This window comes from Streptomyces sp. 8N114 (assembly GCF_052245835.1).
In the GTDB taxonomy this organism is placed as follows: domain Bacteria; phylum Actinomycetota; class Actinomycetes; order Streptomycetales; family Streptomycetaceae; genus Streptomyces.
Genome location: NZ_JBQQBT010000011.1, coordinates 64,279 through 88,971 on the forward strand (window position 1 = coordinate 64,279; position 24,693 = coordinate 88,971).

Annotated in this window: 22 protein-coding genes and 2 pseudogenes; 7 read left to right on the plus strand and 17 right to left on the minus strand. The window is 71.4% G+C overall.

Going from position 1 to position 24,693, the window contains the following annotated elements; all coding sequences use genetic code 11:
* Positions 1 to 17: 17 nt before the first annotated feature.
* The 3 genes from tilS to dacB form a co-directional block, all read right to left on the minus strand.
* Positions 18 to 1,259, minus strand: coding sequence for a tRNA lysidine(34) synthetase TilS (gene tilS, locus ACTWQF_RS22785; RefSeq protein WP_443281480.1), 1,242 nt, complete (start codon positions 1,257 to 1,259; stop codon positions 18 to 20).
* 199 nt (positions 1,260 to 1,458) lie between these two features.
* Positions 1,459 to 2,613 carry a zinc-dependent metalloprotease gene (locus tag ACTWQF_RS22790; protein WP_443281481.1) on the minus strand — a complete coding sequence of 385 codons (1,155 nt, stop codon included), beginning with the start codon at positions 2,611 to 2,613 and terminating at the stop codon, positions 1,459 to 1,461.
* 66 nt (positions 2,614 to 2,679) lie between these two features.
* Entirely contained in the window at positions 2,680 to 4,389 is a 1,710-nt protein-coding gene (dacB, locus tag ACTWQF_RS22795) for a D-alanyl-D-alanine carboxypeptidase/D-alanyl-D-alanine endopeptidase (protein WP_443281482.1), read from the minus strand.
* 144 nt (positions 4,390 to 4,533) lie between these two features.
* Between dacB and ACTWQF_RS22800 the strand changes: the two genes are divergently transcribed.
* On the plus strand, positions 4,534 to 5,025 hold the full coding sequence (locus tag ACTWQF_RS22800) for an inorganic diphosphatase (RefSeq protein ID WP_209239456.1): 492 nt from the start codon (positions 4,534 to 4,536) through the stop codon (positions 5,023 to 5,025).
* A gap of 47 nt (positions 5,026 to 5,072) precedes the next feature.
* Here ACTWQF_RS22800 and ACTWQF_RS22805 read toward each other — a convergent pair whose 3' ends face one another.
* The 8 genes from ACTWQF_RS22805 to ACTWQF_RS22840 all read right to left on the minus strand — a co-directional run bounded on the left by ACTWQF_RS22805 (position 5,073) and on the right by ACTWQF_RS22840 (position 13,657).
* On the minus strand, positions 5,073 to 6,755 hold the full coding sequence (locus tag ACTWQF_RS22805; protein ID WP_443281541.1) for a threonine/serine ThrE exporter family protein: 1,683 nt from the start codon (positions 6,753 to 6,755) through the stop codon (positions 5,073 to 5,075).
* A gap of 159 nt (positions 6,756 to 6,914) precedes the next feature.
* Positions 6,915 to 7,691: a MerR family transcriptional regulator gene (locus tag ACTWQF_RS22810; protein WP_443281483.1), complete on the minus strand. Its 777-nt coding sequence runs from the start codon at positions 7,689 to 7,691 to the stop codon at positions 6,915 to 6,917.
* 112 nt (positions 7,692 to 7,803) lie between these two features.
* Positions 7,804 to 8,640, minus strand: a complete 837-nt coding sequence (locus ACTWQF_RS22815) for an ABC transporter permease (RefSeq protein ID WP_443281484.1) — start codon at positions 8,638 to 8,640, stop codon at positions 7,804 to 7,806.
* Complete coding sequence (locus ACTWQF_RS22820; RefSeq protein WP_443281485.1) at positions 8,637 to 9,617, minus strand: ATP-binding cassette domain-containing protein; 981 nt, start codon at positions 9,615 to 9,617, stop codon at positions 8,637 to 8,639. Before ACTWQF_RS22820 ends, ACTWQF_RS22815 begins: the two co-directional genes overlap by 4 nt.
* Positions 9,618 to 9,743: 126 nt before the next feature.
* Positions 9,744 to 10,349, minus strand: a complete 606-nt coding sequence (locus ACTWQF_RS22825) for a PadR family transcriptional regulator (RefSeq protein WP_443281486.1) — start codon at positions 10,347 to 10,349, stop codon at positions 9,744 to 9,746.
* 96 nt (positions 10,350 to 10,445) lie between these two features.
* The gene (locus ACTWQF_RS22830; RefSeq protein WP_443281487.1) at positions 10,446 to 11,015 is read right to left on the minus strand and encodes a DinB family protein; all 570 of its coding nucleotides are present in this window, start codon (positions 11,013 to 11,015) and stop codon (positions 10,446 to 10,448) included.
* 222 nt (positions 11,016 to 11,237) lie between these two features.
* Positions 11,238 to 12,695 (minus strand): aldehyde dehydrogenase family protein, encoded by a 1,458-nt coding sequence (locus tag ACTWQF_RS22835; RefSeq protein ID WP_443281488.1) that lies wholly within the window; start codon positions 12,693 to 12,695, stop codon positions 11,238 to 11,240.
* A gap of 56 nt (positions 12,696 to 12,751) precedes the next feature.
* Positions 12,752 to 13,657 (minus strand): helix-turn-helix domain-containing protein, encoded by a 906-nt coding sequence (locus ACTWQF_RS22840; protein ID WP_443281489.1) that lies wholly within the window; start codon positions 13,655 to 13,657, stop codon positions 12,752 to 12,754.
* Positions 13,658 to 13,935: 278 nt separating this feature from the next.
* Here ACTWQF_RS22840 and ACTWQF_RS22845 point away from each other — a divergent pair.
* Together ACTWQF_RS22845 and ACTWQF_RS22850 are read left to right on the plus strand one after the other, a co-directional pair.
* Positions 13,936 to 14,340, plus strand: a pseudogene (locus tag ACTWQF_RS22845) (ATP-binding protein); the annotation flags it as partial.
* A 243-nt stretch (positions 14,341 to 14,583) separates the two neighbouring features.
* Positions 14,584 to 14,769 (plus strand): annotated as a pseudogene (locus ACTWQF_RS22850) (ATP-binding protein); the annotation flags it as partial.
* On the opposite strand, the gene ACTWQF_RS22855 reads toward ACTWQF_RS22850, so the two are convergent.
* Entirely contained in the window at positions 14,732 to 14,971 is a 240-nt protein-coding gene (locus tag ACTWQF_RS22855; RefSeq protein ID WP_443281490.1) for a DUF397 domain-containing protein, read from the minus strand. The pseudogene ACTWQF_RS22850 and the gene ACTWQF_RS22855 sit on opposite strands and share 38 nt — an antisense overlap.
* Positions 14,972 to 15,169: 198 nt before the next feature.
* Here ACTWQF_RS22855 and ACTWQF_RS22860 point away from each other — a divergent pair, with 198 nt between their 5' ends.
* Together ACTWQF_RS22860 and ACTWQF_RS22865 are read left to right on the plus strand one after the other, a co-directional pair.
* Positions 15,170 to 17,107: an ABC transporter ATP-binding protein gene (locus ACTWQF_RS22860; protein ID WP_443281491.1), complete on the plus strand. Its 1,938-nt coding sequence runs from the start codon at positions 15,170 to 15,172 to the stop codon at positions 17,105 to 17,107.
* Between the two features lie 140 nt (positions 17,108 to 17,247).
* A complete protein-coding gene (locus tag ACTWQF_RS22865; RefSeq protein ID WP_443281492.1) occupies positions 17,248 to 18,393 on the plus strand; it encodes a rod shape-determining protein in 1,146 nt (381 codons plus the stop codon).
* Between the two features lie 27 nt (positions 18,394 to 18,420).
* On the opposite strand, the gene ACTWQF_RS22870 is transcribed toward ACTWQF_RS22865, so the two are convergent.
* Complete coding sequence (locus ACTWQF_RS22870) at positions 18,421 to 18,891, minus strand: Crp/Fnr family transcriptional regulator (RefSeq protein ID WP_443246393.1); 471 nt, start codon at positions 18,889 to 18,891, stop codon at positions 18,421 to 18,423.
* Positions 18,892 to 19,006: 115 nt separating this feature from the next.
* Here ACTWQF_RS22870 and ACTWQF_RS22875 point away from each other — a divergent pair, with 115 nt between their 5' ends.
* Positions 19,007 to 19,237, plus strand: coding sequence for a DUF2277 domain-containing protein (locus ACTWQF_RS22875; protein WP_443281493.1), 231 nt, complete (start codon positions 19,007 to 19,009; stop codon positions 19,235 to 19,237).
* A gap of 28 nt (positions 19,238 to 19,265) precedes the next feature.
* On the opposite strand, the gene ACTWQF_RS22880 is transcribed toward ACTWQF_RS22875, so the two are convergent.
* The 3 genes from ACTWQF_RS22880 to ACTWQF_RS22890 all read right to left on the minus strand — a co-directional run bounded on the left by ACTWQF_RS22880 (position 19,266) and on the right by ACTWQF_RS22890 (position 21,882).
* On the minus strand, positions 19,266 to 19,811 hold the full coding sequence (locus tag ACTWQF_RS22880; protein ID WP_443281542.1) for a MarR family winged helix-turn-helix transcriptional regulator: 546 nt from the start codon (positions 19,809 to 19,811) through the stop codon (positions 19,266 to 19,268).
* A gap of 246 nt (positions 19,812 to 20,057) precedes the next feature.
* The gene (locus tag ACTWQF_RS22885; RefSeq protein WP_443281494.1) at positions 20,058 to 20,516 is read right to left on the minus strand and encodes a carboxymuconolactone decarboxylase family protein; all 459 of its coding nucleotides are present in this window, start codon (positions 20,514 to 20,516) and stop codon (positions 20,058 to 20,060) included.
* A 124-nt stretch (positions 20,517 to 20,640) separates the two neighbouring features.
* Positions 20,641 to 21,882, minus strand: coding sequence for a S1 family peptidase (locus tag ACTWQF_RS22890; protein WP_443281495.1), 1,242 nt, complete (start codon positions 21,880 to 21,882; stop codon positions 20,641 to 20,643).
* 299 nt (positions 21,883 to 22,181) lie between these two features.
* On the opposite strand from ACTWQF_RS22890, the gene ACTWQF_RS22895 reads away from it, so the two are divergent.
* Positions 22,182 to 23,468 carry an ANTAR domain-containing protein gene (locus ACTWQF_RS22895; RefSeq protein ID WP_443281496.1) on the plus strand — a complete coding sequence of 429 codons (1,287 nt, stop codon included), beginning with the start codon at positions 22,182 to 22,184 and terminating at the stop codon, positions 23,466 to 23,468.
* Positions 23,469 to 23,476: 8 nt separating this feature from the next.
* Here the strand turns inward: ACTWQF_RS22895 and ACTWQF_RS22900 are convergent, their stop codons facing one another.
* On the minus strand, positions 23,477 to 24,568 hold the full coding sequence (locus tag ACTWQF_RS22900; protein WP_443281497.1) for a hypothetical protein: 1,092 nt from the start codon (positions 24,566 to 24,568) through the stop codon (positions 23,477 to 23,479).
* Positions 24,569 to 24,693 lie beyond the last annotated feature (125 nt).

Consider the following 24,693-nt stretch of genomic DNA (forward strand, 5'->3'; position numbering starts at 1 on the left):
CGGTGCCGGGGCGCCGGTCAGTTGGGTGCGTTCGGTGAGCCGTGCCGGATGACCAGTCTGCCACCCTGCCGGGCGACCTCCACACGCCCGGGCAGGTTGAGGGCCCGCTGGCCCCGCCAGGCGGTGATGAGGCGGTCCATCTCCTCGATGTGCCGGGCGAACAGCGACCCGGCCGGGGAGCCGGCCTCGATCGCGGCCCTGCGCAGCACCCGGCGCCGCACCGCGGGCGGCAGCGCGTACAGCCGGACGACGTCCAGTTCCACGGTCCCCTCGGTACCGCTCACACCGTCCGGCCGGCTGCCGGACCGGCCGGGCTGTCCGCTCCCGTCCGCCTGGTCCGGCACTCCGGCCTCGTCCGGCGCCGCGCTGCCGGGGGTGCGCACCACGGCGCGTTCGGCGTCGTCGGTCCAGGCGTCGAGCGCGTCCGCGTCGTCCCGGGACAGCTGTGCCGTACGGGCCAGCGCCTCGATGACGCCCTTGCCGAGCGCCTTCTCCAGCGCGGGCAGCGCCTCGTGGCGGACCCGGGAGCGGGTGTAGGCGGGGTCGGCGTTGTGCGGGTCGTCCCAGACCGGCAGCGACTGGACCATGCACGCCTTGCGGGTGGTCTGCCGGTCGACGGCCAGGAACGGGCGGCGGTAGCGGCCGCCGGGCCCGGAGACGGCCGCCATGCCGGAGAGCGAGCGGGTGCCGGAGCCGCGGGCGAGGCCGAGCAGCACCGTCTCCGCCTGGTCGTCGCGGGTGTGGCCGAGCAGCACGGCCGCGGCGCCGTGCCGCTCGGCGATCGCGTCCAGCGCGGCGTAGCGGGCCTCGCGTGCTGCTGCTTCGGGTCCGGTGTTGGTCCGTCCCACCTGGATGGCGACGGATTCGACAGGGGTCAGGCCGAGGGCCGTGAGGCGGTTGATGACGTCCTGGGCGCGCTCGGCGGAGCCGGGCTGGAGGCCGTGGTCGACCGTGACGCCGCCGGCGCGCAGGCCGAGGCGGGGCGCTTCGAAGGCGAGCGCGGAAGCGAGCGCCATGGAGTCGGCGCCGCCGGAGCAGGCCACCAGGACGAGCGGTGGCGCCGGCTCGGCGGGGAGGGGGGCGGCGGGTTGGGGGGCTGCCGTCAGCTGTGCGCTGCGCACGCCGTGCGTGCTGACGCCTTGGGCGCCGACGCCGTGCGTGCTGACGTCCGGTGCGCTGATGTCGTGCGCGCTGAGCACGTCGTGGAGTGTGCGGCGGACCGCCAGGCGTATTGCGGCGACCGCGGGGTGGGGACCCATGTCCGATTCACTTCCTCGTCAGGGATCTGCGCCGATCGCGGGCGGGGAGCTCCGCGGATCCGGGGGGTGTGTCGAAGCCGATTACTGTCACGCTGCGTATGTAGATGGTGACAGAGACGGACGGTATTCCCCGAGCATCGCACGCGTGCCAGCCCCGCACGGTCCCTCGGAAGGGTGATTGGAGAGGCTTCCGCCCGCCTCAATCGGCCTTCCGGTGCACCCTCGCGACCCACTCGGCGGGCTTGGCGATCTCCGCCTTCGTCGGAAGGGTGTTCGGGGATGTCCACACACGGTTGAAACCCTCCATGCCCACCTCGTCCACCACGGTGCGCACGAACCGTTCCCCGTCCCGGTACTGGCGCAGCTTCGCATCCAGGCCCAGCAGCTTGCGCAGCGCCATGTCGAGCCGCCCCGCGCCGGTGGCGCGGCGCTTCTGGAACTTCTCGCGGATCTCGGTGACCGTCGGGACGACCTGCGGGCCCACGCCGTCCATCACATAGTCGGCGTGCCCCTCCAGCAGCGACATGACGGCCGTCAGCCGGCCCAGCACCTCGCGCTGCGCCGGGGTCTGCACCAGCTCGACCAGGCTGGGCCGCTCCTCCTCGGCCTCCGGCACCTCGCCGCCCTCTCCCTCGCCCTCGCCTGGCTTGTTGCCGGACAGCGACTGGACGGCCTCGCGCAGCCGCTCCAGCAGCGTGGAGGGGTCGATGTCGGTCTGCTCCAGGAAGGACTGGATCTCCATCCGCAGGTGGTCGCGGAGCCAGGGCACGGCCGTGAACTGGGTGCGGTGCGTCTCCTCGTGCAGGCACACCCACAGCCGGAAGTCGTGCGGGTCCACCTCCAGCTCGCGCTCCACGTGCACGATGTTCGGCGCCACCAGCAGCAGCCGCCCGCCCCCGTCGGCGCCGCCCGGCAGTTCGCGGCTGACGGGCGCGAACGTCTCGTACTGGCCCAGCACCCGCGAGGAGAGGAACGACAGCAGCATTCCGACCTCGACGCCGGTGACCTTGCCGCCGACCGCGCCGAGCACGGCCCCGCCGGGGATGCCGGCCCGGCGCTCCTCCACCTTGGTGAGCAGCGGCGAGAGCAGTTCGCGGAAACCGGCGACATTGGCCCGTACCCAGCCGGGCCGGTCCACCACCAGTACGGGCGTGTCCGCCATCTCGGGGTTGGCGGGGGTCAGCCGGGTGAAGCCACGTACGTGCTCCTCGGACGCCTTGGCGTACCGCCGCAGCTCCGCGACGATGTCGCGGGCTTCCTCCCTGCTGACTTCCGGCCCCGGCCGCCCGAGCCGGGTCGCGGTCGCGACCGCGAGATTCCAGTCGACCATCTGTACACCACCGAGGCTCGTCATTCTTTCACCGTACGTGCAGCACGCGCGCCGTGGGAGGAGACCGCGGGACCACTCGGCCCCTAGGGGTCAGCCCGCGGAGGGCGAGTCGCGGCAGCCGCAGTTGGCCAGCGCCGAGGCGAGGCGGTCCAGGGATTTCTGCGCCGCGTCGCGCCCGGGGGCACCCGTCGTCATGAACGCGAAGGCCAGCATCCGGCCGTCCGCGTCCACCACCGTGCCGGCCAGCGTGTTCACTCCGGTGAGGGTGCCCGTCTTGGCCCGTACGAGGCCCGCGCCCGGCTCGCCGCGCTCGCCGCCGTAGCGGGCGTCGAGGGTGCCGGTGAATCCGGCGACGGGCAGCCCGGTGAGGACCGGACGCAGACCGGGCCGGTCCGGATCGGCCGCAAGGGTGAGCAGCCGGGTGAGCAGCGCGGGTGAGACCCGGTCCGCGCGGTCGAGGCCGCTGCCGTCCGCGAAGCGGGCGCCCTTGAGGGGCAGGCCGAGCTTTTCGAGGGTGTGGCGGACGGCGCGGCCCGCGCCCTTGAAACCGGCGGGCTCGCCCTCGGCGATGGCGGTCTGCCGGGCGAGGGCCTCGGCGATGTCGTTGTCGCTGTTGGTGAGCATCCGCTCGACCAGTGCGCCGAGAGTGGCCGAGCGGTGCACGGCGAGCTTCGCCGCCCCCTTGTCCGCCTTGCGCTCCTCGGGGGCGCCCTCGACGGTGACGCCTTTCTCGCCGAGTTCGTCGGCGAACGCCTGGGCCGCCGCCGACGCGGGGTCGGCCACGCGCGGCGCGGGCCCGTGGTCGCTGTCGTCCGTCCGGCCCTCGTCGACCATCAGCGGGGTGACCCGGGCCAGGTTCTCGTTGGGGCCGATGACGTGCTGGTCGGTGCCGGTGTAGCGGGAAGTGTCGTACCCGAGGCGGATCTTGTGGACGCCGCGCTTGTCGAGGGCACGGGCCGTGCGGGCTGCCATGGCGGCCAGATCCCGCTCGGTGAGCGTGGGGTCGCCGCCGCCGACGAGCGTGACGCGGTCGCCCTTGCCGACGGCGCGGGTGGCGATCCGGTAGCTCTCGCCGCGTGCGGTCAGTGCGGCGACGGCGGTGGCCAGCTTGACCGTGGAGGCGGGCGCCGAAACGGTCTTCGCGTCCCTCGCGAAGAGCTGCCGCCCGGTGACGGCGTCCACCACGGAGGCATGCCGTACGGCGCCGAGCGAGCCGTCCTCGATCAGCGGTTCCAGGGTGTCGGCGAGGGCCGAGGCGGTGGGCGGCGGCACCTGGTCCGGGCGGGTACCCCCACGGCTGCCGGAGCCGCTCTGCGGGCCGCCCTCCCCCTTCCCCAGCTTGGGGACGGGCCCGGCCGCGGCCAGCACCTGGGGGGCCATGGGGTATCCGTCCGGGCGGCCCGGGGTGTGGTCCCCGCCACTTCCGCGCTCCTGGCGGGCTGCCCGGACACGCTCGGCCGTACGCTGACCCGAGTCCCACGGCCCCGCCGAGGCCACCGTCACCAGCGCGACCACGAGTCCCAGTGCGGAGGAGGCGGCGGTGAGCCGGACCGTCTGCCGCTGCTGCGGCGAGGCCGCCCGCCAACGACGCCGGGCCCCACGTGCCGCGCTGCGGGCACGGGCGGTCGCGCGCAGGGCTGCCGTACGGGTGCGTGCCGCTGCGGTACGGGGGTGTGCCACTGCCGTACGGGTGCGTGCCGCCGCTGTGCGGGTGTGGGCTGCCGCGGTGCGGGCCACCCGGGCTGCGAAGCGGTATGCCCGGTTCGCGGTGTCACGCACCTTCGTTCCGGTGTCACGCACCTCGACCAGCCCCTTTCGCGAGCACACATGTGCGTGGGGGACACTTAATCACCAGACTGGAGTTCTTCTGGGGGACGGCCCCCAGGGCACACACGAGTGCTGATGAGTGCTGATCTCATCATGATCTATACGGAGGAGCCTCCCTTGGAGTTCGACGTCACCATCGAGATCCCGAAGGGCTCGCGGAACAAGTACGAGGTGGACCACGAGACGGGCCGCATCCGGCTCGACCGGCACCTGTTCACCTCGACCGTGTACCCGGCGGACTACGGCTTCGTCGACGGCACCCTGGGCGAGGACGGCGACCCGCTCGACGCGCTCGTGCTGCTGGAGGAGCCCACCTTCCCCGGGTGCATCATCAAGTGCCGTGCCATCGGGATGTTCCGTATGACGGACGAGGCCGGCGGCGACGACAAGCTGCTGTGCGTGCCGGCCTCCGACCCGCGGATGGAGCACCTGCGCGACATCCACCACGTGAGCGAGTTCGACCGGCTGGAGATCCAGCACTTCTTCGAGGTCTACAAGGACCTGGAGCCCGGCAAGTCGGTCGAGGGCGCCAACTGGGTGGGGCGGGCCGAGGCCGAGGCCGAGGTGGAGGCGTCCATCAAGCGGCTGGCCGCAGAGGGCGGTCACTGAGACCGTCATCACGCCGGAGGGGCTGAGAATCTCAGCCCCTCCGTCAGTCAGAACCCGCGGGTGCGCTTGGCGGCGCGGCGGCCCGGGAGCGGGGTCTCCCGGCCGGGGGTCTTGATGAAGAGCCGGGCCAGCTCGCCGCCGAGGTTGACGCCGATCGCGATGGCCAGCGCGAGCGCTCCGGCCGTGGCGAGGTGTTCGAACCCCTTGTTCACGTCGCCCTGGGCGACGTTCAGCAGCCCGAAGTAGGTGCTGCTACCCGGCAGCAGCGGCCCGATCGCCGCCGTGATGTACGGCAGCGACGAGGCGAACTGATACCGGGACAGCAGCTGGCCGAAGAGACCGACGAGGCCGGCGGCCACCACGGTGGCGGGCACCGGCGTGAGCTTCGCCTGGGTCAGCACGCCGAAGATCAGCCAGGCCACACCGCCGTTGAGAGTGGCCAGCAGCACGGTGTGACGTTCCTGCTGGAGCAGTACGCAGAAGGCGAGCGCCAGCAGCATGGCGGCCATCAGCTGGGTGACCGGCCGGTCGGCGTGGCCCATGATGTCGGGCGTCAGCTGGGCGTTCAGCCTGTCGCCCACGTAAAGCACCATCAGTACGCCGCAGACGATGCCGACGATGAGGTAGATGACCTCCAGCAGTCGCGCGGCGGCGGTGATGTAGAACCCGGTGAGTCCGTCGTGCACGGCGGCGACCAGTGCGCGTCCCGGGATCAGCGCGAAGAGGCCACCGGTGATGACGGCTGACGCCTGGATGCTGGTGTCGGTGTGCTGGGACACCAGCGCGACGCCGACCCCTATGGCTGCGGGCGGCATGGCGGCGGCGGCGAACTGGTAGAACTCCGGCAGCCCGCGTCCGGCGCACAGCCAGGCGAGCCGGTCACCGAGCATCGCGCCGAGCGCGGCGAGGACGAACACCAGCGCGTTGCCGCCCACCAGCAGCGAGGCGGCGCCGGACAGCGCGCCGCTGGCCACGGTGAGGGCCCACTTGGAGTAGGGGTGCCGGTTACGGCGCATCTCCGCGAGCCGCCGGTACGCCTCCTCCAGCGACACCTCGCCCTGGGTGATGTCGGCGACGAGCGCGAAGACGGCTGAGAGCCGGGTGTAGTCGGTGCCGCGCCGGCGGACGGTCCTGCTGAGCGTCACCGGGTCGTCGACCAGCGAGGGCTGGTGGGTGATGGCCAGCAGGGTGAAGGTGACCTCGGGCTCGGTGCGGTCGAGTCCGTAGGCGTGGGCGACGCCGAACATGGCGGCTTCCACGTCCTCGGCACCCTCCCCGCCGGCCAGCAGCAGCTCGCCGATACGGAGCGTCAGGTCGAGGACGCGGGGAACGGGCGGCCCGCTCTCCGCGCCCTCGTCACCCCGTGCGGGCCGCTCTGGTACCGGGCGCTCGGCGAGCGGCATCCGGACCAGGGAGCGCATCCGGTCCTGCCAGGGCGAGCCGGGCCTGGACAGCGGGCCGACGACGGGGATGCCCTCGGGCGGGGTGAAGGCGCTCCCCGGTTCGGGCGGTGGCGGTGTGACGAGCCCTTCGGGGATGGTGAACTCGGAGGTCGGGTGCTCCTCCTCCGGAACGGGGGGAAGCGGCACGCCCAGGGGCGCCGTGAAGGCGCTGTGCGACTCGTCGGACACCGGCTTGGCGTCCTCCGGCTCACCACCCTGCTCCGCGGCGTCGCCGTTTCCCTTGGGCTGCCCTGCCACTCTCTTTCCGCTCCCTTCGTCGCTCTCCAGCAGTGTCACACGAGCAACGCTGTGTCCATCGGGGACGATTCCACGGAACGGAAGCGTGCTACCTCACAGTGGAGCATGCGCCGAAAACGTCCTCCCGAAGGCCCCCTGTACCGGAGCTGTACAGAGGGCCTGCGGGAGGAGTCGGGAGGGGAGGGAGCGTCAGTCGGCGCTCGCGGACCGGCCTGCGTTCTGTGCGTTCGCCGCGATCGCGTCCCGCATGTACTGCGCCAGGCCCGGCCTGATCGCCTCGTAGGTGGCGGTGAAGCGCTCGTCCTGGACGTACATCTCGCCGAGCCGGTTGTGCATCTCGTGGTCGCACTCGTAGCTGGTGCGGGAGATGAACAGCCGGTACCGCTCGGCGAGGTCCGTCACCGCCGGCGCGTCGGGCGCGTCGCCCGCCGCCAGGCGGTCGGCGATCGCACGGTGGATCTCGTCCATCTCGCGCATGAACGCCTTCCAGTCCTCCTTGGTGAACGAGGCGGCCCGGCGCTGGGACTCGCGGTACGTCTGGGTGTCGCCCCAGCGGCGTTCGGCCTCCTCTGCGTACACGTCCGGGTCGAAGTCCCCGAACACCTCGAACTTCTCCTCAGGTGTGAGATCGATGCCCATTTTGCGTGCCTCCATGGCGCGTTCGACGGCGGCGGCCATCTCCTTGAGCCGGTCGATCCGCGTCATCAGCAGATGGTGCTGCTGGCGCAGATGGCTGACCGGGTCGGCTGCGGGGTCGTCCAGCAGAACGGCGATCTCCTCCAGCGGGAAGCCCAGTTCCCGGTAGAAGAGGATCTGCTGCAGCCGGTCCAGGTCGGCGTCGGTGTAGCGGCGGTGCCCTACTGCCGTGCGCTCCCCGGGGACCAGCAGCCCGATCTCGTCGTAGTGGTGCAGCGTGCGCACCGTGACACCGGCGAAACCGGCGACCTGCCCGACGGAGTGGCTCACTTCCGCCTCCTTGCTTGCTGCGGTCGCTTACGGGCATCCACGGTGCTCCCTCACGTCGCGTGAGGTGCAAACCGCATTTTCCGGGAGAGCTCCCGGGGCGGGCCGGGGACTGTCACCGTCCCATGCTCGCGTAGCGGCGTACCGCCAGCGGGAAGAAGACCGCGAGCAGCACCAGCGGCCAGCCGAGCGCCAGCAGCCAGGCGTGCTCGGCGGCCCAGGAACCGCCGCCCCACACCGGATTGCCGAACAGCTCCCGTACGGCACGCGCGGTTGCCGACATGGGGTTCCAGTCGGCGACGGCGCCCATCCAGCCGGGCATCTCCTGGGGCGAGTTGAAGACGTTGGAGAAGAAGGCGACGGGCCACACCAGGATCTGCACCGCCTGCACCATCTCCGGCTTCCCCGCCACCAGGCCCAGATAGACGCCTGCCCACAGCATCGCGAAGCGCAGCCACAGCAGCAGTCCGAGTGCCGCCAGCACCTCGGCGAAGCTGCCGTGCCAGCGCCAGCCGACCAGCAGCCCGGCCAGGACGAGAAAGACGAGCCCGACGGCCGACTCCAGCATGTCGTGCGCGCTGCGGCCCACGAGCACGGCGGAGCGCGCCATCGGGATGGAGCGGAAGCGGTCCACGACGCCCGCGGTCAGATCCCGGGTGAGCGCCACCATCGTGGACTCCAGGCCGAACGCCATGGTCAGCGCGAACATGCCGGGCACCAGATATGCGCGGTAGTCGGCGATCCGCATCCCGCCGCCGAGGAAGTAGACGAACATCATCAGCATCATCAGCGGGAAGACCACGGTCATCACCGCCTTGACCGGCCGGCGCCGCCAGCGGACCAGCTCCCGCCAGGTCATCGTCCAGCAGTCGGCCAGTACGTGGCCGATGTCCGGTCGGCGGCGGGTTCCGGCAGCCGGGCGGGGGTCGGTGGTGGTGGTCGCGGTACTCACGCGGCGTCCTCCTCGGTGGCGGTGGTGTGCAGGAAGACCTCGTCGAGGGTGGGGCGGCGCAGGGCGATGTCCTCGGCCTCGATCCCGGCCGCCTCCAAGGCCCGTACGGTCTCGGAGAGGGCCGCCATCCGGTCGCCGACGGGGGCGCTGAGCAGCCGCCGGTCCGGGTCGCGGGTCACCTCGGCGCCACCCGCGGCCCGCTCCACCAGCGCTGCGGCTGCCCCCAGCCGCGCGTGATCCCGGACGACCACGTCGATACGGTCGGCGCCGAGCTCGGCCTTGAGCTCGTCGGCGGTGCCCTCGGCCACGAGACGGCCCTGGTCGATGACGGCTATCGCATCGGCCAGCTGGTCGGCCTCTTCCAGATACTGGGTGGTCAGCAGCACGGTGGTGCCGCCGCCGACCAGGGAGCGCACCGCGTTCCACACCTCGCCCCTGGCACGCGGGTCGAGCCCGGTGGTGGGCTCGTCGAGGAAGAGCACCTGGGGGCCGCCCTCATGCCGGCTGCCGATCAGGCAGACCGCCAGATCGAGGCGGCGGCGCATTCCGCCGCTGTAGGCGCTGACGGGCTTGCGCCCCGTACCGGCCAGCTCGAAGCGCTCCAGCAGCTCGTCGGCGCAGGCCCGGGCCCGCCGGGTGCCGAGATGGTGGAGGCGGCCGAACAGCTCCAGGTTCTCCCGGCCGCTCAGCTCCTCGTCCACGGCCGCGTGCTGGCCCAGCAGTCCGATCCGGCGACGCACCTGGTCGGGTTCGGCCGCCACGTCGTACCCGGCCACCCGGGCGCGGCCCCCGCTCGGCCGCAGCAGGGTCGCCAGGATGCGCACCGCGGTGGTCTTGCCCGCGCCGTTGGGCCCGAGCACCGCCTGTACGGTGCCGCTCGGCACCACCAGATCCAGTCCGGCCAGTGCCGGTTTCTCGCCTTCTTTCCCGTACGTCTTCCGCAGCCCTTCGACGAGGACAGCGTCGTCGTGCGTCATACGTCTCCCTCCCGGGCGCATTAGTCAAAGTTGACTAGTGGCGGCCGAAGGTAGCGCAGATCGACAAGGTAGTCAAACTTGATTAGCCGGGAGAGCTGTCGGGCTTCAGTGCGGCTCTGCCGCGTTTCAGTGCGGCTGCCGGTCCGACAGGACGCTCAGATCACGCTCGCCCTCACCCGCCATGACGAACGCGCCGTCCTCCAGCCGGGAGATCAGTTCGCGGGCCCAGGCGGCGTCGCTGTCGCAGGTGTGCACCCACAGCTTCATGATCTCGCCGATGTGGCCCCACTCCTCGGGCGTGCCGCCCTCTGGGGACCAGTTGTCGGTGACCTCGTTGCGCCAGCCCTCCAGCGCGGCCACCCGCTCCTTGAGCAGATCGATGGCCTCCCCGCGTGGAAGGTCGACCAGGAAACCCACGGCGGAGGTCAGCAGCTCCTGCTTCTCCTGGGTGGCGGTCAGCGCATGCCGCAGCAGCCGGAAGAACTCCGCCTCGCCCGCGTCGGTGATCTCGTACTCGGTCCGGGGCGGACCGCCGGCCGTGCTGGGCGCGATGTCGTGGGCCAGCAGCAGTCCCTGCTTGGCCAGCTGCTTGAGCGCGTGGTAGATCGACCCCGGCTTCGCCGTGGACCACTCGTGCGCGCCCCAGAACTCCAGGTCGTTGCGGACCTGGTAGCCGTGCGCCCGCCCGCGCAGGCGCACGTCTCCCAGCACCAGCAGCCGGATCGCCGACATCGCTACCCCTGCTCCGTTGATCGTTCGTCTTCCGCCCAGTCTATTCAAGTTTGACCAGCGGACGGAAACCCCGACCGGCGACCAACAGCCGGAAGCTCACTCCTGCGCGAAGGCGGACCAGTCGGGCTCGGGCATCGCGCCGGTCTCGAAGACCAGGTCGAAGGCGCCCTTCCCGTCGATCGTCTCGCGGACGATGTCGGCGTGCCCGGCGTGCCGCGCGTACTCCTCGATCAGGTGCAGCAGGCCCCAACGCCAGGAGAACTCGCCGCCCTTGTCCCACGGAGCGGGCGGCACGACGAAGGTCTCGTCGAGCGAGGAGAGCTCGCCCACCGCCTTCTCGGTCTCGGCGGCGACCCGCTCGCTGTAAGCGAGCAGCGCCTCGACGCTCTGCTCGTCGGCGGGGTGGAAGCTGTGCTCCCACGCCTCCTTCTCCTCCGCCTGGCTGGTCTCGATCCCGCGGAAGGTGCGGAGCCAGCCCTCCTCGACCACGGTGACGTGCTTGAGCAGGCCGGCCAGCGAGAGCTCGCTGGCGGAGGGGGTGCTGCGGGCCTGCTCCTCGGTGAGGCCGTGCAGGGCACGCCGGATGCCGCCGCGCTGGGCCTCCAGGTAGGCGAGGAGGGCTCCGCGCTCGTCACCGTGCTGCTCCGCCTTGACGACTACCGGCATGTTGCCGCCGCCTTTCGGTTGAGGGGGTTCCCGGGGTGCTCCCCCGGCCTGGTGAACCCCAAGCTATGGGGGCACGCGGTCAGGTTCTGTCCTCGATGGCGGCCACTCGCCATTGTGGTTTTCGGCCGGTGGCCGAGTGCCGGTGTCATGTGGCTGAGCGCGCAGTTCCCCGCGCCCCTTGGGGCACGGGGAACTGCGCTTCTGAACTGCGCTTGGGCAGCGTCAGAACGGGAATTCGCTGCGGTCCCGTTGGATGGAGACCCAGCGGGTGGTGGTGAAGGCTTCGACGACCTGGGGGCCGTTGAGGCGGCCCAGGCCCGAGTGTTTTTCGCCGCCGTAGGGGACGATCGGTTCGTCCGCCACGGTCGAGTCGTTCACATGCACCATGCCCGCCTCGATCCGGCGGGCGACCGAGATGCCGCGCTCGATGTCGCCGCTGTGGACCGCGCCCGCGAGCCCGTAGGGGGTGTCATTGGCGACCTGCACGGCCTCTTCCTCGCCGTCCACCGGGATGATCAGTGCGACGGGGCCGAAGATCTCCTCGTGCAGCAGGGGGGAGTCCTTGGGCAGGTCCGTGAGCACGCTGGGCGAGACGAGGTTGCCGTCGACCGCGCCGTGCAGCAGCGCCGTGGCGCCCTCGGCGAGGGCCTGCTCGACGATGGCTGTGACGCGCTCCGCCTGGCGGGAGTTGATGAGCGGGCCGATATGGGTCTCGGGATGCTCCGGGTCGCCCACCACCAGCCTGCTGACGCGCTCCACGAACTTCGCGGTGAACTCCGGCTCCAGGCGGCGGTCGACGATGATCCGGTTGGCCGCCATGCACAGCTGGCCCTGGTTGACGAAGCGGCTGTAGACCGCGGCGTCCACGGCGTAGTCCACATCGGCGTCATCCAGCACCACCAGGCCGCTGTTGGAGCCGAGTTGCAGGATGACGCGCTTGAAGTTGCGGCCGGCGACGGTGGCCACGTGGCGGCCGACGCGGTCGGAGCCGGTGAAGGAGATGACCTTGGGCACCGGGTGCTCGATCAGCGTGTCGCCGATCTCCGCGCTGTCGGTGATGACGACGTTCACCAGACCCGGCGGCAGCCCGGCGTCCTCCAGCACCTTGGCGACCAGGGTGCCCCCGCACACCGGGGTCGACTGGTGCGGCTTGAGGAGAACGGCGTTGCCCAGCGCGAGCGCGGGCGCAGCGGACTTCACCGCCAGCAGGAAGGGGTAGTTGAACGGGGAGATGATCCCCACGACCCCGACCGGGTCCCGGTAGACGCGGTTCTCCTTGCCGGGCACCGAGGACGGCAGGATCTCGCCGAGCGGGTTGAGCGAGAGCTGGAGCGCCTCCCGGAAGAACTCCTTGACCATGTGGATCTCGAAGGCCGCCTTGTGCCGGGTGCCGCCCAGCTCGGCGATGATGGCCTCGGTGATCCGCTGCTCGCTGTCCTCGATGACCCGGATCGCCCGCTCGAAGACCCGTCTGCGGGTGTACGGGTTGGTGGCAGCCCACTCACGCTGCGCGCGTTCGGCCGCGCGATACGCCTCGTCGACCTCGTCGCGCGTGGCGACGGTGATGGAGGCGAGCTTCTCCCCGTTGTAGGGGTTGAAGTCGATGATGTCCCAAGAGCCGGTGCCGGGACGCCACTCGCCGTCTATGCACTGGAGTGCCAGATCCGTGAAGTAGGACATGCCATTCCTTCTGGGGGTTGAAGGAGTCGCTGCTGCTTGGTCATCGTACCGGCGAGTCACAGGAGTTGGCGGATTCGGTGAAGGTGATCCCGAGTGCGCTCGGGAGAAAGGCTGATATCCACCAGTCGCCGCAGCACCTGGTCGTACTGAGCAACCTCGTCCCGCTTGTCCAGGTACAGGGCACTGGTGAGTTGTTCGAGGTAGACGATGTCGCTCAGATCGGACTCGGGGAAGCGCAGCAGGGTGAACGCACCGGCCTCGGCGGGGTGCCCGCCCAGCTCGAACGGGACGATGTGCAGCTGCACATTGGGCTGCTCGGAGACCTCGGCGAGATAGCTGAGCTGGGCCTCCATGACGGCCTTGCTGCCGAACGGGCGGCGCAGCGCGGCATCGTCCAGCACACAGAGCAGGTCGGGGGCGTTCTCACCGAGGAGCAGCTTCTGCCGCTCCAGGCGGAGCGCGACGCGGCGTTCGACCTCCTCCTCGGCGAGCGGATTGCGGTGCCCGGCGGTGACGACGGCGTGTGCGTACTCGCCAGTCTGAAGGAGGCCGTGCACGAACTGCACCTCGTACGTACTGATATGTGAGGCGGCGCCCTCCAGTCCGACGTACGTCTGGAACCAGCCAGGCAGCACATCGCTGTAGTTGTGCCACCACCCGGCGACGCTCGAGTCCCGGGCCAGACCGAGTAGAGGCTCGCGCTCGGCGTCGTCGGTGACGCCGTAGAGCGTGAGCAGATCCTCCACGTCCCGGGCCTTGAAACTGACCCGTCCGAGCTCCATCCGGCTGATCTTGGACTCGGAAGCCCGGATCGAGTAGCCGGCGGCCTCGCGGGTGACGCCGCGGGCCTCGCGCAGCCTCCTGAGCTGGGATCCGAGCAGGATGCGCCGGACCATCGAGCCGCTGGAGCTGTTTGCCCCCTTCGCCCCTCCGGTGCCGCTCTGTGCCGATTCTGCTGCCATTCCGATCAGCCCTCCACCCCTGCTTGAAGGGAAGTGTGCCATCCCCGCGCTCCGTTGCGTGCCCGCCCGATTACACACGATCGAAAGTCTCTCGTGCACGTGCATCTGCCCTTGCATCTGCTGTGGGCATTGGGAACCATGGGGATGGCACAAGTGGACCCGTCGGCACGGAAGTTGGCTGCGCGGGTTGCGCTGTGGCGCCCGCACCAGGCGGGGTAGCACGGCCGACAGGATCCGCGCAGGATCATCACTGCCGCTGACGCCAGGAGTGGCCCTTGTTGGGGACCGAAGGATCGACGGTGCTGGAGCCCTTATGGCAGGGGCTCCCCTCGCCGGATGCCGCATCGGTCTCCGGCTCCGCTTCCTGCGCGCTGCCGCCGCGCTACGAAGCGGTCTCCAGCGCCCGGGACTTCACCCGAAGGACACTGCGACGCTGGGGCCTGACCGAAGAGTTCGACGACGTGGCGCTGGTGGTCTCCGAACTGGTGACCAACGCCATGCGGCACGGCCTCACCCCCGGCGCCGATCACGGGGCGGCGTCGGGGGACGAGGGCGACCCACCGGTCCGGCTGCATCTGATGCGCTGGTCGGCCCGGCTGGTCTGTGCCGTACGGGACCCCAGCGATCAGCCGCCCGATGTGACGGCAGTACGACGTGCCGCCGCGCATCGGGAGGCCCGCGGGGGACTCGGTGCCGACCACGGGGTGTGCGGCGGTCACGGGGGCCGCACGGCACTCGAAGACTCCATGGAGTACGGGGGCTCCATGGATCGAGGGAGCTCCCTGCGACACGGGAGCTCCCTCGGACACGGGGGTCACGGGGAAAACGGGGGTCACGGGGGACACGGGGGCGTCGTGCAAGCCGTTGACGCGTTCGACGCGTTGGGCACCTTGGACTCCGGGGATTTCCAGGAGTTCGAGGTGCCCGGCTTCACGGCGGAGTCCGGCCGCGGACTGTGCCTGGTCGATTCCTTCAGCGACAACTGGGGCTGGCATCCACTGTCCGGCCCGCTCGCCGGAAAGATCGTCTGGGCGCTGTTCCGGGTCGGCCGCGAGCTCCGGGAGGGATCGATGGTCAGTGAGCCACCAGGTCGTCGAACTCGCCGTCCTTGACGCCGAGGAGCAGCGCCTCCACCTCCGCGGGGGTGTAGACGAGCGCGGGCCCGTCGGGGAAGCGCGAGTTGCGAACGGCGATATCCCCGTTGGGCAGTTTGGCGAACTCCACACATGCACCCTGCGAGTTGCTGAACCGGCTCTTTCTCCACACGACCCCCTGCAGGTCCCTGGCGGCCATGCCGTTGAACGCGTCGGGCACTTGGATCTCCTGAGGTGGTTGAACGTGCGGGTCGCCGCAGTTGACGGCCGTGAGGCCGTCAACTGCAAACTTCCAGGGATCATAACTTCGTTCACGTACTGATGCATGTGCCGATGCACGTGCACGGCCAGGTCATGAGCTCATCACAGCCGGTCAGACCCTTGACTTGAAGTTCCCTTCAAGTTCTAGCTTCGCCCTATGAGCATGGAGATGACCGCCTGGCACGCGCTCTACAACGCGCGCCACGCGCACCAGGACCAGCACCCCTTCTCCGCGGCCACGGTCCGCCGTGTCGTCCGCTTCGCGCACCGCCACCACCGCAAGCTGGTCGCGTTCATGCTGCTCAGCAGCGTGCTCGCCGTGCTCACGGTGGCCACACCGCTGCTCGCCGGGCGGGTGATGAACGCGATCGACCAGAGGGCTGCCAGCGGCACCGTGCTGATGCTGGCCGGTCTGATCGCGGCCATCGCCCTGGCGGAGGCCGGGGTCGGCATTCTGACCCGCTGGCTGTCCGCGCGCATCGGGGAGGGCCTCATCCTCGATCTGCGTACCGCCGTCTACGACCATGTGCAGCGGATGCCGGTTGCCTTCTTCACCCGCACCCGTACCGGTGCGTTGGTCAGCCGCCTCAACAACGATGTCATCGGCGCCCAGCGTGCCTTCTCCTCCACCCTCTCGGAGGTCTTCAGCAACCTCGTCACCCTGCTGCTGACCCTCGTGGTGATGTTCAACATCTCCTGGCGCATCACCCTGCTCACCCTGGTGCTGCTGCCGCTGTTCGTGCTGCCCGCGCGGCGCATGGGCGCCCGGCTCGCGCGGCTGGAGCGGGAGCGGGCCGACCACAACGCGCAGATGAGCACCCAGATGACGGAGCGCTTCTCGGCACCCGGCGCCACCCTGGTCAAGCTGTTCGGGCGCCCCGCCGAGGAGTCCGCCGAGTTCGCGGCCCGCGCCGACCGCGTACGGGACATCGGGGTGCGCACCGCGATGGTGCAGGAGGTCTTCTTCACGGCGCTCACCCTGATGGCGGCCCTCGCGCTCGCCCTCGTCTACGGGCTCGGCGGCTACTACGCGCTGCGCGGCAGCCTCGATCCGGGCGCCGTCGTGTCCCTCGCGCTGCTGCTCACCCGCCTCTACGCGCCGCTGACCGCGCTGGCCAGCGCACGGGTCGAGGTGATGAGCGCGCTGGTGAGCTTCCAGCGGGTCTTCGAGGTGCTCGACCTCAAGCCGCTGATCGAGGAGAAGCCCGACGCGGAAGAGGTGCCTGCCGGGCCCGTCTCCGTCGAGTTCGACGACGTCCACTTCAGCTACCCCTCTCCCGACAAGGTCTCCCTCGCGTCCCTGGAAGAGGTCGCCACGCTCGACACCCGGGGCGGCGAGGAAGTGCTGCACGGCATCTCCTTCCACGCCGGACCAGGAGAGATGATCGCCCTCGTGGGCTCCTCGGGCGCGGGCAAATCCACCCTCGCCTCGCTGGTCCCCCGCCTCTACGACGTGGACAGCGGCGCCGTACGGCTGGCCGGCAAGGACGTCCGCGACCTGAGCGCGGCGGCGGTCCGGCAGACGCTCGGCATGGTCACCCAGGACGGCCATCTCTTCCACGACACCATCCGCGCCAACCTGCTGCTGCCCCGCCCCGAAGCCACCGACGAGGAGCTGTGGTCCGCGCTGCGCAGGGCCCGTCTCGACGGACTCGTCGCCGCCCTCCCGGACGGCCTGGACACCCTGGTCGGGGAGCGTGGTTACCGGCTCTCCGGCGGCGAGCGGCAGCGGCTGACCATCGCCCGGCTGCTGCTGGCCAGGCCCCGCGTCGTACTGCTGGACGAGGCCACGGCACACCTGGACTCCACCTCGGAGGCCGCGGTGCAGGAGGCGCTCGGCGAGGCACTGCAGGGCCGCACCTCCCTGGTGATCGCGCACCGGCTGTCCACCGTGCGGGCCGCCGACCAGATCCTCGTACTGGAAGAGGGCCGGATCGTGGAGCGCGGCACCCACGAGGAACTGCTGGCCGCCGGCGGGCGGTACGAGCAGCTTTACCGGACGCAGTTCCGCGAGACGGACGACGGCGCGGAAGGCAGCACGGCAGGCCGTACGGAGGACGGAACGGAAGGAGCACAGGTACCGAGCGTCGTCTGAGGGAACGTCACCCCGCCGGACGCGCTCGGCGCGCGCGGGGTCACGGACCGGCACAGGCTGAGCTGTGGACCGTCCCTCGGCACCGTCCCTGGGGCGGTCCCCTGGTCCACGCCAGCCGCTCCCGGAAGGACACGAGCGCCATGAGCTGCTCCAGCATTGAGTCCCTGACCCGCTGCTCCGTCGCCGTCGACCTGGGCGCTGCCAGGACCCGCGTCTACGCGAAGGGGTCGGGGCTCATCGTCGACCAGCCGTCGGTCGTCGCCGTGAACACCCACTCCGGCACGTTGATCGCGGTGGGCCAGGCAGCCGAGCGGATGGACGGCCGCACCCCGCAGCACATCCAGGTCATCCGGCCCGTCTCGGGCGGCCACGTGGTGGACATCGAGATGGCCCGGCGGATGGTTCGGGCGCTCCTCGGTGACAAGCTGCACGGCCTCCGGCGGCGCCGGACCATGAAGCAGGCCGTGGCCACGATCCCGCACGACGCCGACCCGCTGATGCGCCGTGCCACCGTCGAGACGCTGTCCGGGGTCGGCGCGCGCCACGTCGAACTGGTGGAGGCCCCCATCGCCGCCGCGATCGGCTGCGGGCTGCCGGTGGTACGCGCCGAGGGGGCCATGGTGCTGCTGTGCGGGACGACCACCACGCAGGTCGCGGTGGTCTCGCTGGGCGCTGTCGTGGCGGCGGGCACGGTCGGCCTGGGCGGGGACACCATCCACCACTCCGTCGTGCAGTACCTGCGCAACCGGCACGAGCTGCTGCTGCCCAGCCAGGAGGTCCGCCCGCTCCATCTGGCCCTGCTCGGCAACGGCGACCTCGGCAACGACGTCAGCACCGGCACCGTCGAGGTGCAGGGCCGCGACGTGGTCTCCGGGCTCGCCCGCACCGTCACCATCGACCCGGAAGAAGTACGCGGCGCCGTCCAGACCCCGCTCACGGGCGTGCTGGACACCATCCGCGTCGTCCTGAACCGCTGCCCGCCCGACCTGGTGGCCGACCTCGCCGAGCGCGGCATGGTGCTGGCTGGCGGCACCGCCCTGCTGCCCGGCCTCGCCGATCAGTTGCGGGAGCACACCGGGATGGCCGTCCATGTGGCGGAGGAGCCGGACCTGTGCGCCATCAACGGCCTCGCCGCGCTGATGCGGGCCGGCGCGGAAGCGGCCGATGCCGACGCGCCCGTGCCGGAGAGCTCCGCGCATCCGCCCGAGGAGAGGGAAGTCATCGGCTCCCCGGCCCCGGTGGCAGCCGCAGAGGCGGTGCCGGTACCGGAGCAGGAAGCCGGATAGCCCTGCCGGTGGTCCCCGCGGTACGGGTCAGATCGGACCCGCGGCGCGGTCCTGTGGGGCGTACGGGCCGAACAGGTCCACCAGCCGGGCGCGGCAGCGCTGGAGTCTGTCACCCATCACTGCCGCAACGGTCCTGGTCATCGCCAGGCCCAGCGCTTTGTCCTCCTCGCACAGCACCCGCACCGAGAGCGCGTCGAACTCGAGGGCGCGTACCGGGCTGTCCGCCTGGGCGGCGAGGGACCACACATACGGCTGGAACATCCAGGACCAGCCGAGCAGTTCTCCGTGCCGGACATGGTCGATGGCCACGTCACGGTGTCCGGGGATGTGCATGGCCAGCGTCGCCGAGCCGGTATGCAGAATCCAGAAGCGGTCGGCCTTCGAGCCCTCCTCGAAGATTCGTTCCCCGGCTTCGAAGCGCACTTCGTAGCCGAGGGAGCGCACCCGCTCTCGCTGCTCCGGGGTCAGTTCACCGAGCAGCCCCGTCGTGGTCTGCATGGCCCGCCCTCCCTTCCGGGAACGGAGCGACGTATTCCCACGTCACGGCTTTTTCACCGTACCTCGCCTCACTCGAACAGGCGAGTCCTGGGAGACGGGACGTACCGTCGGGAGTATGTGCAGAAGCATCCGGACCCTACGTCCGCCCTACGCCGAAGTCGTGACCGAGCAGGACATGCGGGCCGCCGCGCTCCAGTACGTCCGCAAGGTGTCGGGGTTCCGCGCGCCCGCCGCGCACAACCAGGCGGCCTTCGACCTGGCGGTGGAGCGGATCACCGCGGCGACCGAGGAGCTGCTGGAGGGCTTGGTGATCAAGGGAGCGGCAGGGCCCGAGGGCACCCGCTGACGGGGAGGAGGGCGGGGGTCGCGCCGGTTCAGCGCCGGGAGCTCGCCTCCTCGCGGCTCTCCAGCAGCTGCAGCAGCTCGCCCAGCATCCGGGCGAGCCCGTCGCGCTGCTCCTCGCCCAGCCCCGCGAGCAGTGAGCGCTCGTACGCCACCTGTTCCGGCATGATCCGGTCGACCACCTCGCGCCCGTGCGCGGTCAGCGACAGATGGGCCATCCGGCGGTCCCGCGCGTCCGGGCGCCGCTCGATCAGGCCCTGCTCCTCCAGCGTCCGCACCCGCTTGGTGACGGCCGTGCCGGAGGCATAGGTCTCCCGGGCCAGCCGGCCCGGGGTCAGCTCGCGGTCCTCGCGGCGCAGCGCGCTGAGGATGTCGAACTCGGGACGCGTGAAGCCCTCGCGGACCAGCGGGGCGTCGGACGCCTGCCGTAGCAGCGCCGCGCACCTGGTGAGGCGGCCGATGACGCCGATCGGCTCGGTGTCGAGGTCGGGCAGCACCTGCCGCCACTGGCCCAGCACCCGCGCGACGACATCGCCCTCTGCCGCCCAGCCGTTCGCCTCGGCCGCCGCGCCGTTCACCTCGTCCGGCCGGCCGTTCGGCCCGGCCCCCCGGCCGTTCGCCTCGGTTCCTCCCGCTCCGTCGGCTCTATCGCCGGGTGCGCCTTCCGCCGGCACGCACTGCCCCTCTCGCCGAGCTCGTCTCTCCCGTACGCCGCCAATTCTGCCGTCGGGGGGCAGACCGGTACGGGAGCGGGGTCCCGCGGGCGCGCGTGGCGCCCGCGGGATCCCGGCGGAAGGCAGCCGTTCTACCCGCCCATGCGGGTCCTACCAGCCCGTCTGGTCGGAGGGCTGCTTGACGGGCACGTTGAACCGGTTGAACAGGTTGGTGACGCCGATCATCAGCAGCAGACCGGCGAGCTGCTTCTCGTCGAAGTGCCGGGCCGCCTCGTCCCACACCTCGTCCGGGACCGCGTCCGACCGGTCGGCCAGCCGGGTCGCGGACTCGGTCAGCGCGAGGGCCGCGCGTTCCGCCTCCGTGAAGTACGGGGTGTCGCGCCAGGCGGCCACCGCGTGCAGCCGCTGGTCGCTCTCGCCCGCCTCGCGGGCGGTGCGTGTGCCGTAGTCCACGCAGAAGCCGCAGGCGTTGATCTGGCTGGCCCGCAGGTGGACCAGCTCCAGCGTGGTCTTCGGCACCCCGGATCCGAACGCGGTCTTCAGCAGCCCCTGGACGTGCTGGTTGAGCTCCGGCAGCAGGACTGCGGGGTTCTGCATCCGTGCGGTCATCTCTGGCTCCCTCTCTCACGCCTCCGCCGCTTTCGTCGGGCTGCGGCAGGCGAGGCGCTCTCGGTTCGTCACCCGTACGACGGAAGGCGGGCTGCGGGATGTGACATGCGGACGCAGAAAAATGTCACCTGGTCCCGCTGGTGACGAGGGTGAGGCCGTACGCCTGGAGTGCGGGGATGAGCGGGTAGAAGAACGTCGTGCCGCCGGACGTGCAGTCGCCGGTCCCACCCGAGGTCGTGCCCTGGGCCTGGCTGCCGGAGATGAACGAGCCGCCCGAGTCGCCCGACTCCGCGCACACGGTGGTGCGTGCCACCCCGAAGACGGTGCCCTGCGGGTACGTCACGCTGGTGTCGCGCTGCTGGATGGTGCCGCAGCGCCGGCCGGTGGCCGAACCGGAACGGCACACGGACGAGCCCACCAGCGCCTCGGTGGCCCCGGCCACCCTCACATCGCCGTGGCCGTAGCCGTTGACCAGCGGGCGCGGTGTCCAGTGGGAGTTCGTCGCCACCCACGCGTGGTCGGCGCCCGGGAACGCAGAGCCTTGGAAGGTGCCCTGGGGCTGCCGGTCGTATCCGTTGGTGGTGGTGCCCGGAGTGCCGCAGTGCCCCGCGGTCACGAATCCGCTCTGGCCGCCCCGGGTGACGGAGAAGCCGACGGAGCAGCGGCCCCTGCCGTTCATGTAGTACGTGTCGCCACCGCGCAGATCCGCGAACGGGCGGGGCTCGGCGGTGGTGTGGCGCACCGTCACCGCGTTCCGGCCGACGCCCGCCCGCTCGAGGAGGGCGTGCGCGGCGGAGGTGCTGTGGGCCTCCACGACGACGTCGTTGCGGGCGATGTCGATGTACCAGACGGGTACGCCCTGCGGGGCCGATCGCGCGGCGGCCCGGTCGAGCGCCTGCTGGACGCGGTCGAGGTCGCCGAGGTCACGCGCGACGACGCGCGCGGTGGCGCCCGCCCGGGTGATGCGCGCCGTCCGCCCCGCTTCCGTGGTCGCCACCGTCAGCCGCTCGGCCGTCCGGCCGCTGACGCGGGCCCCGGCGAAGCTGTCGCCCAGCGCGGTACGCAGCGCGCCGGCGGTGGCCGCCGCCTCGGCCTCGTTGGCGAGCCGGGTCCTGGCCTCGGCCGTGCTGAGGCCGAGGTCACGGCTGACGGCCCGGACCAGATCGGGGTCGGGCGCTGCGGTTTCGGGGGCGGGCGCTGCGGATTTGGGGGCGGGCGCTGGGGTTTCGGGGGCGGTGCGGGGGGCTGCGGTCGCTGGCGCCGGGTCGGTCAGCCCGGCCGGGGCCAGGCCGACGACGGCCAGTACGGCTGAGGCGGCGGCTGCGCCGTGCCGACGCGCGGGGCGGGAACTCGTGGGTCTCGCCATGGAGTTCTCCTCTGTGGGGCGATCTCCCACTTTCCCCCCTCCCACGGCGTTATGGCGTGACCCCTCGCGGGCGTCGGCGCCACGTGTCGGAGTGCCGGGTCCGTGCCCGTACGGTGGGACACCTACCGGCCGCCGACAAGAGGAGTGCCGCCGCCTTCCCCGCCCCATCCGGGAATCCCGCCCGGGTATCCCGCCGGAAATTCCGTCGGAAATCCGGCCAGGGATCGAACTGCCGTGCAGTCCGACGCATGAGTACCTTTGTCATGCCGCAAATATCCCGGGGAAGGAAAGGACGCTGTATGGGCAGTACGAGCGCCCCTGGCTTCGCGCGGGTGGAAGTGGTGCGGTTGTCGGGCGGGGACGGCTTGTGGGTGGTGCGCGCGGAGGGCGACCTGTTGGACGCCGACCATCCGGCGCTCGACGCAGCCGTACGGCCCGCTGCCGGCTGCGCCGCCGTGGTGATCGACCTGGCGCTGGTCCCGCGGATCTCCGCTGGGGGCGTACGGGCGCTGGTCGGCTGTGCGCGCGCCCTGGAGGAGAGCGGTGGCAGGCTGCTGCTGGCCACCACCGATGAGTCGGGCGGCAGCAACCTGGCCACGGACGGCGCGCTGACCGTCGTGGGCTCCGTCGCCGAGGCGGCCACCGCGTGCGGCGGTCCCGCTCGTGGGCCGGCCGTCGAGATGCCCTCGCCGAGGCGGCCCGAACAGCCGGACCGACCGGACGGTATGGGAGTCGTGGTGACGACCGCGACGAAGACTCCGGACGCGGCCCGGGCGGCGCCGCCCGACGAACTGCTCCGGCTGCGCGAGGAGGTGCGGCATCTGCGGGCCAAGGTCCGCACCCACCCCCTGATCTCCCGCGCCCAGGGCGTCCTGGAGGAGCGCTACCGGCTGCCCGACGAGGGCACGGCGTTCGCGCTGCTCGAGGCCAGCTCGCAGCGGTTCAACGTACGGCTGCGCACCCTCGCCGCCGCCGTCGTGACCGTCCCGGCGCCGCGCTCCCTGGACCACGAATGGTTCCCGGGGCGGAAGCGGCACTCCGCTCCCCCGCTGGCCTTCGCCCCCGGACTGCGGGCGGCCTCCGCCAACGCCGCCGAGGTGCTCTCCGCCGTGCTGCGGCGCAGCATGGAGGTGACCGAGACCGGCATGGGCAATGTGCAGCTCGTCGATCCGATCACCGGCGACCTGCGGATCGAGAAGCACCACGGGCTGGACGACGACTTCCTGGATTTCTTCGACCGTGTCGGCAAGGACGGCACCTCTTGCGCCCAGGCTTCGCAGCAGGTCACCCGCGTCACCGTGACTGACGTGGCCACCGACACCATCTTCGACGAACCCGCCAGGGCGGCGATCCTGGCCGCGGGAAGCCGTGGCTGCCACAGCACACCGCTGGTCGTGCCCTCAGGTCACGTCGAGGGCGTGGTCTCCACCCACCACGAACGCCCGGTCGGCGCGCTGTCCGCTGCGCAGGCGCGGGCGCTGGATGAGGTGGGAGCCCAAGCCGGGCGTTGGCTGGAGTGGTACCAGCGCACCGTCGTCCTCGACGCACTGGAGGACCTCCATTTCGCGGGCAGCACCTGGCGCTGAGTGCTCATCTAGCCGACGGCACGGGCGAGGTCCCACACCCTGATCCCCGCATCGAGCGCGTGGGTGACGGCGACGGGGGCGCCCGCCAGCTCGGTGACCATCTCCAGATGGCCGGGGAGCGGGGCACCGAGTTGTTCGCCGCGTGCCAGATCCCACACCCGACTGGTGCCGTCGTTGCTGCCGGTCACCGCTATCGCGCGGTCGGCGACCCGGGCCGTTCCCAGCGTGCGGATCCTGTCGGTGTGACCGGTCAGCGGAGCGCCGAGCGGCTCGGCGGTCTCCAAGTCCCACAGGTGGAGGGCGTTCTCGTCGCCCCCGGCCGCCACCACCGTCCGCCCCGCTATCTCGACCGCCGCCAGGGCTCTGACCACCGGCTTGATACCGGTCAGCGACCGGCCCAGCAGCTCACCGCTGTTCAGGTCCCAGACCTGTACGAAGTCGTCGTGGCCGCCGGTGACGGCTACGGGGCGGCCCGCGACGTGGCCCGCTCCCATTCCCCCGTTGTAGCTGGCCTGGATCCCCGCCACGCGCTTACCGCGCGTCACGTCCCAGGCCCGCAGCGCCCCTTCCTCGGAGCTGCTGACGACGAGCAGTCCGTCGCGGGTCGGGACGGTGGTGAGGGCCGTGACTCCGAGGCCGTGGCCGGTCAGCGTCTTTCCGATCTTCCGGCCGGTGTGCAGGTCCCAGACGCGTACCGCGCCGCCCATCGTCTCCAGATCCGGGCCGGCCAGGTCGAACCGGCCACCGCCGGTGACGACCACGGGGCGGTCGCCGAGGTACGCCGCCGTCAACTCGGAGGCAATCTCCCATTCGTCCAGCTGCCACCTTGGCCTGAGCCCGTCCTCGTCGTGCTCGTCGTACTCGTCGTCTGCCTCGTCCCACTCGCCGACCTCGTAGTACCACTCGTCCTCCGGGCCGGCGGCGTCGAGTTCCAAGGGGCGCTGCGTGCAGGTCCCGCTGAGGAGGTCGCAGACCCACAATGTTGCGGCTGCGTCGACGCTGACCGTGACGGGGATGCCGTCGACCTCCAGGACGGGCGTGGTGTCGTGCCGGGCGTGGGTGTGGCCCGTGAAGCGAGGAGGCATGCGGTCGTCAGTCATGCACGGACCCTAACCGCCGGTGCTGACGGCGGGGTTGACCTCTTCGCTGAAGGCTCCGCGGGGGTGAGGCCGCCGCTTGTGGGGGCACGCCCCCTTCGTTTGCGGCTGCCGCCGACAGGTCGTGT

What these genes read in the sequence shown, in the direction of transcription:
- tilS (WP_443281480.1), bottom strand. Translation starts at nt 1,259, where the DNA reads ATGGGTCCCCACCCCGCGGTCGCCGCAATACGCCTGGCGGTCCGCCGC.
- ACTWQF_RS22790 (WP_443281481.1), bottom strand. Translation starts at nt 2,613, where the DNA reads ATGACGAGCCTCGGTGGTGTACAGATGGTCGACTGGAATCTCGCGGTC.
- ACTWQF_RS22820 (WP_443281485.1), bottom strand. Translation starts at nt 9,617, where the DNA reads ATGACGCACGACGACGCTGTCCTCGTCGAAGGGCTGCGGAAGACGTAC.
- ACTWQF_RS22825 (WP_443281486.1), bottom strand. Translation starts at nt 10,349, where the DNA reads ATGTCGGCGATCCGGCTGCTGGTGCTGGGAGACGTGCGCCTGCGCGGG.
- ACTWQF_RS22830 (WP_443281487.1), bottom strand. Translation starts at nt 11,015, where the DNA reads ATGCCGGTAGTCGTCAAGGCGGAGCAGCACGGTGACGAGCGCGGAGCC.
- ACTWQF_RS22835 (WP_443281488.1), bottom strand. Translation starts at nt 12,695, where the DNA reads ATGTCCTACTTCACGGATCTGGCACTCCAGTGCATAGACGGCGAGTGG.
- ACTWQF_RS22840 (WP_443281489.1), bottom strand. Translation starts at nt 13,657, where the DNA reads ATGGCAGCAGAATCGGCACAGAGCGGCACCGGAGGGGCGAAGGGGGCA.
- ACTWQF_RS22860 (WP_443281491.1), top strand. Translation starts at nt 15,170, where the DNA reads ATGAGCATGGAGATGACCGCCTGGCACGCGCTCTACAACGCGCGCCAC.
- ACTWQF_RS22865 (WP_443281492.1), top strand. Translation starts at nt 17,248, where the DNA reads ATGAGCTGCTCCAGCATTGAGTCCCTGACCCGCTGCTCCGTCGCCGTC.
- ACTWQF_RS22870 (WP_443246393.1), bottom strand. Translation starts at nt 18,891, where the DNA reads ATGCAGACCACGACGGGGCTGCTCGGTGAACTGACCCCGGAGCAGCGA.
- ACTWQF_RS22875 (WP_443281493.1), top strand. Translation starts at nt 19,007, where the DNA reads ATGTGCAGAAGCATCCGGACCCTACGTCCGCCCTACGCCGAAGTCGTG.
- ACTWQF_RS22885 (WP_443281494.1), bottom strand. Translation starts at nt 20,516, where the DNA reads ATGACCGCACGGATGCAGAACCCCGCAGTCCTGCTGCCGGAGCTCAAC.
- ACTWQF_RS22890 (WP_443281495.1), bottom strand. Translation starts at nt 21,882, where the DNA reads ATGGCGAGACCCACGAGTTCCCGCCCCGCGCGTCGGCACGGCGCAGCC.
- ACTWQF_RS22895 (WP_443281496.1), top strand. Translation starts at nt 22,182, where the DNA reads ATGGGCAGTACGAGCGCCCCTGGCTTCGCGCGGGTGGAAGTGGTGCGG.
- ACTWQF_RS22900 (WP_443281497.1), bottom strand. Translation starts at nt 24,568, where the DNA reads ATGACTGACGACCGCATGCCTCCTCGCTTCACGGGCCACACCCACGCC.